Source organism: Azotobacter bryophylli (assembly GCF_042643485.1).
GTDB classification, from domain to species: Bacteria; Pseudomonadota; Gammaproteobacteria; order Pseudomonadales; family Pseudomonadaceae; genus Azotobacter; species Azotobacter bryophylli.
In genome coordinates this window covers 182984-194334 of sequence record NZ_JBHRSJ010000022.1, presented here as the reverse complement: position 1 = coordinate 194334, position 11351 = coordinate 182984, and the positions used below count along the sequence as shown (strand labels likewise).

Genomic DNA, 11351 nt, shown 5'->3' with positions numbered 1-11351 from the left:
CAGCGACGCCGTGGCCGGTCTCTACCGGCCACGGCGTTTTCGTTTGTCGGGGCGCCGGTGCGGTTGGAACCGACCGTGCAGCGCGCCGCCGGATGACAGGCCGAACCCGTACCCTCAGCCGGCGAAGCGGGCCTCGCTCTCGCCGACCACCCCGCGCACGATCCCCATGACCTCCAGATTGGCCTGCTCCATCCGCTGCAGATGCTGCAGGGCGATCTCCAGCGCACCGTGCTCGAATGCCTCCAGCGCGGCGCGCCCGGCCTCGTGCACCTCGGTGTGCGGGCGTTCGATGCGGTCGAAGCGCTCGAGGTCGCTCATGTCGCGCCGCCCCTCGCCGTAGTACCAGAGCCCGAAACGGCAAGCGCGTTCGTCCGGCAGTTGCGGCGGCTCGCCGATGCGCCCGCCGAGCAGGTGGTTGTAGACGGCGAACTTGAGCGACAGCTCGTCGAGGTTGGCCAGCTCCACCCCGGCGCGGAAGGTCGAGGCCCGAATCTCGCGCTTCATGCTGCCGGCCAGTTCCTCCAGGCCCTGCATTGCCGTCACCGCGGTTTCGGTGCTGCCGCTGAAGCCTTCGGCCAGCGCGCCCTCGCTCCGGATGCAGGTCCGCACCCGGTCCGTTTCGCCCTGCACGTCGCGGATCTTCTCGACGATCTCGACGGTGGCCGCGGCGGTGCGTTCGGCCAGGTGGCGGATCTCCCCCGCGACCACGGCGAAGCCACGGCCGGACTCGCCGGCGCGCGCCGCCTCGATCGCGGCATTGAGCGCGAGCAGATTGGTCTGGCTGGCGACGCCCTTGATCAGGTCGACGATGCCGTTGATTTCCTGCGTTCGGGTCGCCAGCCGTTCGACCCGCCGGGAGACCTCGCGCAGGCCCTGCTCCATCTCCCCGGCGCGCTCGTGCAGGGTATCGAACTGCCGCTGGTTGGCCTGCGCCGCTTCGGCCACCTCGCGGGCATGGCCGAGGTTGTCGCCCAGGCGCCCGGCGAGGTAGTCGAAGGACTCGCCGAGCTGCGCCACCGAGTCGGAGAAGCGGATCAGCTGCGCGGCGATGCCCTGGTAGTAGGCCAGTTGGCGCAACGTCTCGGCATGCGCCGCCTCGGCCTCGGCGAGACGCCGTTCGAGGGCGTCCACCTGCCGGACCAGGCGCTCCGCGTCGCGGTTACCGAACCAGACCATGGTGCCTCCTCAGCTCAGGGTGTAACCGTTGTCCACCACCCAGTCCTGGCCATAGACGCCGCGCGCGCCCTGGGACAACTGGAAGATGATCACCTCGGCCACCGCCGCGGCGTCGAGGAAGTGCCCGGGCAGCAGGCGCTGGGTGACCTTGTCGGCGACGTCGTCCAGTTCCTCGTCGGTCAGCCCCAGACTCCCCCAGATGGCCGTCGCCGTGGGGCCGGGCGAAACCAGGTTGATGCGCACGCCGAGCGGCGCGAACTCCGCGGCGAGGGTGCGGGCCTGGGCGGCCAGCGCCGCCTTGCTGGCGATGTAGGCGGCCAGCCCGGGGAAGGTCGAGCGGGTCAGGAAGGTGCCGATGAACACCACCGAGGCCGGGCTCGCCAGCTCGCTTATCAGCGCACCCAGGGTGTTCAGGGCCGCCGCCCCGTTGACCGCCCATTGCCGGTCGAAGGCGGCCAGGTCCAGGCTGTCGGCCAGTTCGGCGATGCCGGCGTTGGGCACCAGGTAGTCCACCGGACCCAGCTCGGCGGCCCGACGGCAGAGCCCTTGCAGCGCCTCCTGGGAAGTCACGTCGCCGGCTTGCCAGAACAGCCGTTCGGGATAGCTCTCCTGCAGTTGCTGCAGGCCGCCGATCGAGCGGGACAGGGTCAGCACCCGGGCACCACGCTGCAGCAAGGCGGTGCACAACGCCAGGCCGATACCGGAACTGCCGCCGGTGACGACGGCCAGACGATCCTGGAACTCGGTTTTCATCGCTCTTCTCCGTACCCGGCAGGCGCCGGGTAGAGGGGGCGGTGCCGCCGCAGCGGACCGCCGGTTGATCTTTTCGCTATACGAAGCCTAGGCCGCCCGCCTCAGGGAAGGCGGGAGCGACGGCTATCTTGGTCCGGGGAAGGCTCGGGACGACTTGACCGGAATCAGATTTACCCACCGAAAAACGGCATAAATGAAGGAAAAAAGAGGCAAATTGAAGCGAAACGACTCACTCCGACAAGGAGCGGGCCGACCGGAAGGTTCGTGCAATCAGCCCGCCATGGCCGCCGCTTGCCGCTAGGAATTCTCCCGGTGCTCCTGCCTCAGCGCCGCCGTGGGCACAGGCGTTTCTTCGTCTTTCAGGGACTTGCGCAGCCCGCTGATCGCCTCGCCCAGATCCGACCCCAGGCTGCGCAGGCGCCTGGTGCCGAACAGCAGGACGACGATCAGCAGGATGATCAGGAGTCGCCAGAAGGTGATACCCATGATGCCGCTCTCCTCGTTTCGGCTGCGCCGGTCAGTGACCGGCGTGCATGTGGTGCATGTTTTCCATGTGCTCCGCGGCGGGCGCCGGGGCATGGTCGTGGGCCATGTCGTGCTGCTGGCCGGCGGCCTGCTGCAGCAGGGCCTGGTCGATCTGTTCGAAGCGCAGCACCCGGCCGCCGTACTGCTCGGCCAACTGGCGCGCCGCCGGCTCGTCGGCGAAGCTGGCCAGCGAGGCGCCCATCGAACCCTGCAGCGGCGTGCCGACCACGTACCAGGCCTTCCGCGCGTCGATCAGGTAGTGGTCGTCCGGCTTGTCCCAGGCGCTCTTGCCCATGTCGTGCACGTACAGCTGCAGCTCCAGCCGCCGGTTCTCCGGCTGCAGCCACCAGCCGAACAGCTCGGCGGTCGAGCAGAACTTCTTCACCCCGTCCCGCGCCACCGCCTCGCCCTTGGGCCCGGGGAACTCGCTGATCACCATGCCGCAGACATGGCATTCGTCGCTGGGGTGGAAGGCCACCGGGCCCAGGTTCGTCGCGGCCTTGTCGCCCTCGCCGCAGCCGGCCAGCCCCAGGCCGAGCAGCAGGGCGAGCAGCAAGCGGGGAGCGTGGCCGGTACGTCTTGTCATCGTTCTCATCGGAGGTTTCCTGTGGTGAGTCACACCGAACGGCGCTTGAATACCCGGTAGGCCAGCAGCAGCGAAGCGCCGGCCCAGAGCAGCAGGCACAGCCAGAGCGCGGCGCCGGGCAGCGGCAGGTCGTTGCCCAGCGACAGCACGCCCATGGCGCTGCCGCCGCCCTCGAAGCCGGAGAGGTTGATCAGCCGGTACACATCGGTCGGATTGAGCAGCAGCAGCCAGGGCAGCAGCTCGGGGCTGAGCCGCCCTTCGCTGAGCACCAGCAGCGCCAGCAGCGCCAGGTCGAAGACCAGCACGAAGAGGAACCACACCCCCAGGGCCAGCCCGGCGGCGGTGGACTTCTCCCCGGCCTTGCTGCTGAGCACGTAGGCCAGCGCCAGGAACACCCAGCCGAGCAGGGTCGAGGACAGCATGAAGCGGCCGAAGGCCCAGAGCAGCAGGCCCAGCTGGATGTCCTTCACCAGCACGGCGATGGCCAGCATCGCGCCGCCGAAGCCGATCAGGGTGGCCAGGGCCAGGATCAGCCCGTGGCCGAGGAACTTGCCCAGGAGGATCTGCCCGCGGCCCAGCGGGTAGGTCAGCAGCAGCATCAGGGTGCCGCCCTCGTCCTCGCCGACGATGGCATCGTAGGCCAGCAGCAGCGCGATCAGCGGCATCAGGAAGGTGGCCAGGCTGGCCAGGCTGGCGATGGTCGCCGGGATCGAGGTGAAGCCCAGCTGGCCGGAGGCGGCGGCGCCGAACCAGGCGATGCCGACCGCCAGCAGGGCGAAGAGCACGCTAATGGCCAGCAGCCAGCGGTTGCGCAGACCGTCGCTCAGTTCCTTGCGCGCGATGTGCCAGATCGGGTTCATACCCTGCCCTCCTCGGCGCGCACGTCGCCAGCGCGTTCCATGTAGAAGCGGTAGAGATCCTCCAGGGACGGCTGCTGGATCTCGATGTCGCCGGGATTGGCCTCGCCGAGCAACTGGCGCAGCAGTTCGAGCTTGAGGCCATCGGGCACGTTCACCTCGACTCCCGTATTGCCCAGCGCCCGGACGCAGTAGCCGGCGGCACGCCAGCGTTCGAGCCAGAGTTTGCTGCACTGCAGACCGCTGGCGCGGATGCGCGCCGGCAGGCCGGCCTCGCGGCGCAGGCTGGCCAGGCTGCCCACCGCCTGCAGGCGGCCGCGGGCGAGAATCGCGGCGCGGTTGATATGGGCCTCGACGCCCGGCAGCACGTGGGAGCAGAGGATGATGCTGGCGCCGCGCTGGCGCAGGCGGTCGATCACCAGGTAGAGCTCCTGGGTGGCGATGGGATCGAGGCCCACGGTCGGCTCGTCCAGCAGCAGCAGGCGCGGTTCGCCGAGCAGTGCCTGGGCCAGGCCGAGGCGCTGGCGCATGCCCTTGGAATAGGTCTTCACCCGCCGGTCGGCGGCATGGGCCAGCCCCACCTGCTCCAGCAGCTCGCCCACCTGCTTCGTCGACGCGCCCTTGAGCCGGGCGAAGTGGCGCAGCGTCTCGCGGCCGCTGAGCTGCGGGTAGAAGGTGACGTTCTCCGGCAGGTAGCCGAGCTGGCGGCGCACGTCCGGGTCGTTCGGCGCCCGGCCGAGCACCCACACCTCGCCCTCGCTGGGCGCGAGCAGGCCGAGGATCAGCTTCATGCTGGTGGTCTTGCCGGCGCCGTTGTGGCCGAACAGGCCGAGGACCTCGCCTTGGCCGAGGCGCAGTTCGAGTTCGTGCAGCACGGTCATGCTGCCATAGCGCTGGTTGACGCCCCGGATGTCGACGGCGTTCATGTGGTGGGCTCCTGGTCCTGGGTCAGCAGATCGCCGGTGGGCAGCTGCATCAGCGGGTGGCTGTCTTCCACGCCCGGCGACTTGAGCACCGGGAAGGCGCGCTGCACCCAGCGCAGCAGCTCGATGCTCGGGCTGTTCATCAGCAGCCGGACCTGCGGGTAGGTCCACAGCAGGCGATCGACGTTGTCGTTGGGCTCGTAGGCGACATCGCCCAGGCCGTCGTCGTTGCGGTCCCAGCCCAGGTAGTCGCTCCAGTAGTTGCCGCGTCCGTCGACCGACCACTCCTGGGTGCGGGTGGCGATGTACTTGACCTGCTGCTGGTTGCCGATGAAGGCGTTGCCGGCGATGCGGTTGTCCTCCGAACCGGCGGTGAGATGGATGCCCAGGCCGCTCCGGGCGAAATGGTTGTGTTCGATGGTGTTAAACAGCGAGTTGTAGATGAACAGGGCCTTGCTCTCGCCGCCGCTGATCATGCTGTCGCCGCCGGTGTCGCCGCGCTGCACGTCGCTGACGAGGTTGTCGGCGATGGTCGAATAGGTGATGTAGTTCATCAGGATGCCGTAGTTCTGGTCCTGCTCGGAGCGGTTGCCGGTCACCGTCAGGTGATGGCTCTGCATCAGCGCGTAGCCGGTGCGCGAGCGCCGGGTGCGGTTGCCGATCACGCGGGTGCCGTTGGACCACATGAAATGCACGGCATAACGCACCTCCTCGAACAGGTTGCGCTCGATGGTGCAATGGGTGGAGGCGTCGATGTAGATGCCGTCGCGGGTATGCCAGACGTGGTTGCCGCTGACCCGGGCATCCTTCGAGAAATAGAGGTGGATGCCGTTGCCGCGGTCCTGGGTGCGGATGCTCGGGTCGCCCTGGACCTGATTGTCGAGCACCTGCACGTCGTTGACATGGTCGAGCCAGATGCCGAAGCCCGGCCCCTGCAGACGATTGCCGCGGATCACCGCTCCCGTGGCCTTGGGCTGGATGAAGATGGCGGCGTCCATCGTGGTCAGATCGCGTCCCCAGTTGCGCAGGTCGCAGCCTTCGACGGTGACGCCGGGGGCGCCGATGGTGACGAGGCTGCCCTGCCCTTGCGCGTCCAGCGTGGCGCCGGCCTCGCAGCGCAGGTGCATGGGCTGGTCGATGACGAACTGGCCGGCGTATTCACCGGCCGGAAGCAGCCACTGGCCGTCGCCCGCCGGTTCGAGCGGCAGTTCGGTAATCGGGCGGGGGTCCGCCAGAACGGCGCCAGCCAGGAGCAGAAGCATCCAGGGAGCCTGTCGGCGAATGTGCTTGATTGCCTGAGGTGCGATCACGGTACTGTCCTTTTCCGGGCAGTTCGGCGCTTGCATCCGGACGGCTCCGGCAAGGCGCCGGAGCCGTATGCAGCGGTGGGAGAAACGGTCCCGGCACCCTCCGGTGCCGGGGCCGGGGACGGGGTCAGGCCGGCTCGACCAGCATGCGCCCCATCATTTCCATGTGCAGCGCATGGCAGAACCAGCTGCAGTAGTACCACCAGACGCCGGGCTTATCGGCGACGAAGGTGACCGACGAGGTCTGCTGCGGGCTGATCTCCATGCACACGCCGTGGTTGACCATGACGAAGCCGTGGGTCAGGTCCTCGATCTGGTCGATGTTGGTGATGGTCACCGTGACCTCGTCGCCCTGCTTGACCGTGAACTCGGTGATGCCGTAGGTCGGCGCCGACGAGGTCATGTACACCCGCACCTTCTTGCCGTCGCGGATGACCTTGTTGTCGGTCTCCAGGGTGATGCCGTCCTTCTTGGCGCGCTCGACGGTCGGGGCGAAGAACGGGTCGTTGCGGTCCCAGATCTTCTTCGGCTTGATCTGATCGCGCCGGGCCATGATGCAGTCGTGCGGCTCGGCGAAGGTGGGGCCGTCGTGGACCAGGATCATCTCGTCGCCGGAGATGTCGATCAGCTGGTCGTTCTCCGGATGCAGCGGGCCGCACGGCAGGTAGCGGTCCTTGGAGAACTTGCTCAGCACCATCAGCCACTGGCCGTCGGCCTCCGCGGTCTCGGTGAGCGAGGCGTGGTTGTGGCCCGGCTGGAAGTGCACGTCGAGCTTCTGCTTGATGTAGTTGACCTTCTCGCCTTTGTAGGCGCGAATCGCCTCCTCGATGTTCCACTTGACCACCTGGCTGTCGATGAACAGCGTGGTGTAGGCGTTGCCGCGACCGTCATAGGTGGTGTGCAGCGGGCCGAGGCCCAGCTCCGGCTCGGCGACGATGCATTCGCGCGGGTCCTTGAGCTTGCCGGCGAACAGGTCGGGCAGCTTGTCGATGGCGATCACCGAGCAGGTCGGCGACAGCTTGCCGTTGGCGATGAAGTACTTGCCGTCCGGCGAGGTGTTGCAGCCGTGCGGGTTCTTCGGCACCGGGATGTAACGGGTCACGCGGCTGTCCTTGCCCTCCTTCTTACGCCCGTCGACCACCGGCACCTTGGAGTCGCCCAGGGTGATGAAGCGGCCGGCCTTGATCTCCGCCTCGATGGCCGGGATGTCGAACACCACCACCCAATCGCGCTCGTTGCGCATGGCGCCGCCGAGGTCGGTGGCCTTCTCCGAGTTGTAGCAGGTGGAGGCGGCGAAACGGCCGGTGTAGTCCATGTCGGTGTTGTCGAGGTTGCCGTCGACGATCACCTGCCAGGCCACTTCCATGCTCTCGGCGTCGAGGGCGTTGTACATGGTGTAGCAGTTCTCGGCCTGCATATCGAAGCTGGTGCCGTCGTTCGGATGCGGGATGAAGAACTCACCGTTGCCGAACACGTACTTGGTGTACGGCACCTTCTGCAGGCGCAGGCCGTGGATGGCCTGGACGTTCGGCACCGTGGTGATCTTGTCGCACTTCATGATGTCCAGGCGGATACGGGCGACGCGCGTGTTGGCCTTGTCGTTGATGAACAGGTACTTGCCGTCGTACTTGCCGTTGGTCATGGACAGGTGCGGGTGGTGGCAGTCGCCGTTCAGGTACTTGGCGCTGTCGCCGAGGATGTGCCGGCTCTCGTTGGTCAGGCCCCAGCCGGTGGCCGAGTCCACGTTGAACACCGGGATGCGCATGATCTCGCGCATCGACGGGATGCCCAGCACCCGCACCTCGCCTTGGTGGCCGCCGCTCCAGAAACCGTAGTAGTCGTCCAGCTCGCCCGGCGCGACATGGACCTTGGCCATCGCCTTTTCGTGGGCGTCCTTGGTGGCCGCGGCCCAGGCGTCGCGGGTCATCACCGCGCTGCCCAGTGCCGTGACACCCGCCAGGCCGGCCCCGAGGGCCGAAGCCCCGAGGAAGCCGCGCCGGCTCAGGCCGACTTTGTCCTCGGCCTGCGGCTTGTTGTTCGATTCATTGTCACTCATCAACCTGCTCCTTATGCAGTCAACACTCACATCGTCAGCTGGGCCTGGGGGATGGCCCATGGCGAATTCAGGGTTCCAGGACCTCGACCGGGATCAGCTCGGACGCAGCGGCGTCGGCGACCTTCTTGCTCTGCTTCCGGCGCTTGTTCTTCAGGATCAAGGGCGGGCACTTGTTGTCGTTGTGGTAGGTCATCTGGCAGTCCAGGCAGTAGTGGCACTCGTTGGGATTGATGCGCCCGTCCGGGTGGATCGCCTGGATCTCGCATTCGTTGGCACAGACCTGGCAGGGGTTGCCGCACTCCTTGCGCCGCTTCAGCCAGTCGAAGAGACGGAACCTGGAGGGGATGGCCAGCGCCGCGCCCAGCGGGCAGACGTAGCGGCAGTAGGCCTTGCGGGTGAAGATGTTGATCACCAGGAGGACCGCGGCGTAGAGCACGAACCACCACTGGCGGCCGAAATGCAGGGTGATGGCGGTCTTGAACGGCTCCACCTCGGCGGCCCGCTCGGCCACGGCCATGGACTCCAGGGAGATGCCGAACAAGCCCAGCAGGATGATGTACTTCACCGCCCAGAGCCGCTCGTGCACCGCGAAGGGCAGCTCGAACTGGCGGATCTTCAGCTTGCGCGCCGCTTCGTTGATCAGCTCCTGGAGGGCGCCGAAGGGACACAGCCAGCCGCAGAACACCCCACGGCCCCAGAGCAGGATGCTGGCGGCGGTGAAGGTCCAGAGAATGAACAGCACCGGGTCGCTCAGGAACAGCTCCCAGCGGAAGCCCTCGAACACGGCATGGATGAAGGTCAGCGCGTTGACCACCGACAGCTGCCCCAGGGAGTACCAGCCGATGAACACCAGGGTGAACAGCAGGTAACCACGGCGCAGCCAGTGCATGAACTGCGGCTTCTGGGTGAACTTGTCCTGCAGGAACAGGATGATGGTCAGCAGGCCCAGGGCGGCCACGATCACGCCGATCTGGAAGCTCTTCTGATACCAGATGTTCAGCCACATCGGCCGGTTGGCCTCCTCGATGGCGGCCAGTTCCTCGGCGCTCGGCAGCGGCCGCTGGAAATAGGCCTCGGGCAGCTGGTAGGTCATCTGGAAGCTGGTGAAGATGCTCTGCACCGGGCCGGTCTGGCGACGCACCAGCAGTTCGAGGTCCCAGGGGGTGCCGGGGTCGAAGCGGTGGGTGGCCCGGACGATGAAGATGGCCATCTCGTCGAACTCGGGCATGCCCTCGGCGTAGACGTCGGACAGGCGCTGGAAGTCCATGTCGCGGAAGCTGATGACGTCGCCGAACTGACGCAGCTGGACCCGGTCGAAGATGCCCCCGCGCACGTAACCCGAGCCCTTGAACGAGTAGCCGTTGCCCAGCACCGCGATGGCCTGCTCGCCGGGCTTGAGCGATGTCATCAGGGCGCGGTACTGGCTCTCGCCCAGCAGGTTGCGGCCAATGGTCGGCGGGTTCAGGTGGGCGGCGTAGAGGTCGATGAAGGTGTCGTCGACTTCGTCCGCTGCCGGCTCGTCGACGCCCTCGGCCTCGGTGCCCTTGAAGGCCTCGCTGACCTGGCCGTTGGTCAGGTGCAGCCGGCGGATGGCGCCGTTGCCGGTCAGCTCGGTCCAGGTGGCCGGCGAATAGACGTCCTCGCGCACCGTCGCCGGCTTCTGCGCCGTTTCGTTCTTCGCCTTGACGATGCCCAGGGAGACCGCCACCTCGTGGGCCGAGCGCATGACGATCTCGTTGACCACCATGACGGTCACCGTGGCACCGGCCACCGCGTCCACCGTCACCGCGCTCTTGTCGCCGGAGTGGCCGACCACGACGCGCTGGTCGACGCGGATGCCCTGGTACTTGGCATCGAATTCGTGGAGCTTCTCCACCGGGATGCCGATCAGCAGGATCGGCTCGTGGTGCTCGAGCACGTAGGCGTCGCGGATCACGCCCTGCGGGTCGAGGATCACGTGCATGTTGATCGGCTTGCCGGAGTAGGCCGGGATGTTCACCACGTTGATGCTCTGGTAGGCGTAGCCGAGCACCTTGCCGCCGGCGGAGATGGTGCTGACCTGGTACTTGCCTTCGGGTGCGGAGACCGCATCGGCGTTGGGGAATACCTGCTCGATCCGCTTTCGCTCCAGTCCGTTGTAGTCCTGCGCCTGCACGCCCTGGAAGGCGGTCAGCAGCAGCACGAGCAGCGACATGAGTCCTGTACGCCAGCAGAGGGCGCGGGGCGTTGAGGGTTGACAGAAGTTCATGGCCTATCCGACTAAATGCTGGAATTGGGCGGCATGGTAGAGACGCCCCCCCGAACTCCCCCTTGACCACAATCAAGACCGTCTCCGGGCTAGGCGGTCGAACCCAGGAAAAACATAGGGTTAGCGAGCATCAAAATGGCTGTAAGCCAGCAGCGGCGCGGCCTTCAGGCAAGCCAGGGCGGCCTGACAGGCTTTGGCAAATAGCCATTAAATATGTGGGGATGCGACAGGAAGACGCAGGCAGAAGAGGCAGAAAGTTCCGCCGAATTTCGCTACGGCCGGGCGAAATCCATCCGGACGGGAGAAAGCCGCGCAGCGCCCGAGGCAGAGGCGATGTGGGGCAGGACAGGCGGCGCAGCGAGCCTCGCCCTGCCAAGTGGAGAGATCAGTGCGCCGCGGGATGCTCGTCAGGCGCGGGGGCGGTTCCCGGCGTGCCGTACTGCTGGCCGGCGGCCTGCTGCAGCAGGGCCTGGTCGATCTGCTCGAAGCGCAGCACCCGGCCGCCGTACTGCTCGGCCAACCGGCGCGCCGCCGGCTCGTCGGCGAAGCTGGCCAGCGAGGCACCCATCGAACCCTGCAGCGGCGTGCCGACCACGTACCAGGCCTTCCGCGCGTCGATCAGGTAATGGTCGTCCGGCTTGTCCCAGGCGCTCTTGCCCATGTCGTGCACGTATAGCTGCAGCTCCAGCCGCCGGTTCTCCGGCTGCAGCCACCAGCCGAACAGCTCGGTGGTCGAGCAGAACTTCTTCACCCCGTCCCGCGCCACCGCCTCGCCCTTGGGCCCGGGGAACTCGCTGATGACCATGCCGCAGACATGGCATTCGTCGCTGGGGTGGAAGGCCACCGGGCCCAGGTTCGTCGCGGCCTTGTCGCCCTCGCCGCAGCCGGCCAGGCCCAGGCCGAGCAGCAGGGCGAGCAGG

The 11351-nt window shown here is 67.2% G+C and carries 10 protein-coding genes; all 10 read right to left on the bottom strand.

Annotated features, from left to right (window positions below):
- Positions 1-114 precede the first annotated feature (114 nt).
- Entirely contained in the window at positions 115-1176 is a 1062-nt protein-coding gene (locus ACFOJE_RS12330; RefSeq protein WP_377814652.1) for a methyl-accepting chemotaxis protein, read from the bottom strand.
- Between the two features lie 9 nt (positions 1177-1185).
- Positions 1186-1929 carry an SDR family NAD(P)-dependent oxidoreductase gene (locus ACFOJE_RS12325; protein ID WP_377814651.1) on the bottom strand — a complete coding sequence of 248 codons (744 nt, stop codon included), beginning with the start codon at positions 1927-1929 and terminating at the stop codon, positions 1186-1188.
- A gap of 297 nt (positions 1930-2226) precedes the next feature.
- Positions 2227-2415, bottom strand: a complete 189-nt coding sequence (gene tatA, locus ACFOJE_RS12320; RefSeq protein ID WP_377814650.1) for a twin-arginine translocase TatA/TatE family subunit — start codon at positions 2413-2415, stop codon at positions 2227-2229.
- Between the two features lie 31 nt (positions 2416-2446).
- Entirely contained in the window at positions 2447-3040 is a 594-nt protein-coding gene (locus ACFOJE_RS12315) for a nitrous oxide reductase accessory protein NosL (RefSeq protein WP_377814648.1), read from the bottom strand.
- Between the two features lie 29 nt (positions 3041-3069).
- Entirely contained in the window at positions 3070-3900 is an 831-nt protein-coding gene (locus ACFOJE_RS12310) for an ABC transporter permease (protein WP_377814647.1), read from the bottom strand.
- A complete protein-coding gene (locus ACFOJE_RS12305) occupies positions 3897-4823 on the bottom strand; it encodes an ABC transporter ATP-binding protein (protein ID WP_377814646.1) in 927 nt (308 codons plus the stop codon). The genes ACFOJE_RS12310 and ACFOJE_RS12305 overlap by 4 nt, the downstream gene beginning before the upstream one ends.
- Entirely contained in the window at positions 4820-6082 is a 1263-nt protein-coding gene (locus ACFOJE_RS12300) for a nitrous oxide reductase family maturation protein NosD (RefSeq protein ID WP_377814701.1), read from the bottom strand. The genes ACFOJE_RS12305 and ACFOJE_RS12300 overlap by 4 nt, the downstream gene beginning before the upstream one ends.
- A 172-nt stretch (positions 6083-6254) precedes the next feature.
- The gene (gene nosZ, locus ACFOJE_RS12295) at positions 6255-8183 is read right to left on the bottom strand and encodes a TAT-dependent nitrous-oxide reductase (protein ID WP_377814645.1); all 1929 of its coding nucleotides are present in this window, start codon (positions 8181-8183) and stop codon (positions 6255-6257) included.
- A gap of 67 nt (positions 8184-8250) precedes the next feature.
- On the bottom strand, positions 8251-10377 hold the full coding sequence (gene nosR, locus ACFOJE_RS12290; RefSeq protein ID WP_377814644.1) for a transcriptional regulator NosR: 2127 nt from the start codon (positions 10375-10377) through the stop codon (positions 8251-8253).
- Between the two features lie 439 nt (positions 10378-10816).
- Entirely contained in the window at positions 10817-11350 is a 534-nt protein-coding gene (locus tag ACFOJE_RS12285) for a nitrous oxide reductase accessory protein NosL (protein WP_377814643.1), read from the bottom strand.
- Between the last annotated feature and the right edge of the window lies 1 nt (position 11351).

Excerpts from the sequence above, each read along its gene's own strand:
- ACFOJE_RS12310 (WP_377814647.1), bottom strand. The coding sequence starts at position 3,900 with ATGAACCCGATCTGGCACATCGCGCGCAAGGAACTGAGCGACGGTCTG.
- nosR (WP_377814644.1), bottom strand. The coding sequence starts at position 10,377 with ATGTCGCTGCTCGTGCTGCTGCTGACCGCCTTCCAGGGCGTGCAGGCG.
- tatA (WP_377814650.1), bottom strand. The coding sequence starts at position 2,415 with ATGGGTATCACCTTCTGGCGACTCCTGATCATCCTGCTGATCGTCGTC.
- ACFOJE_RS12330 (WP_377814652.1), bottom strand. The coding sequence starts at position 1,176 with ATGGTCTGGTTCGGTAACCGCGACGCGGAGCGCCTGGTCCGGCAGGTG.
- ACFOJE_RS12305 (WP_377814646.1), bottom strand. The coding sequence starts at position 4,823 with ATGAACGCCGTCGACATCCGGGGCGTCAACCAGCGCTATGGCAGCATG.
- ACFOJE_RS12325 (WP_377814651.1), bottom strand. The coding sequence starts at position 1,929 with ATGAAAACCGAGTTCCAGGATCGTCTGGCCGTCGTCACCGGCGGCAGT.
- ACFOJE_RS12300 (WP_377814701.1), bottom strand. The coding sequence starts at position 6,082 with ATGCTTCTGCTCCTGGCTGGCGCCGTTCTGGCGGACCCCCGCCCGATT.
- nosZ (WP_377814645.1), bottom strand. The coding sequence starts at position 8,183 with ATGAGTGACAATGAATCGAACAACAAGCCGCAGGCCGAGGACAAAGTC.
- ACFOJE_RS12315 (WP_377814648.1), bottom strand. The coding sequence starts at position 3,040 with ATGACAAGACGTACCGGCCACGCTCCCCGCTTGCTGCTCGCCCTGCTG.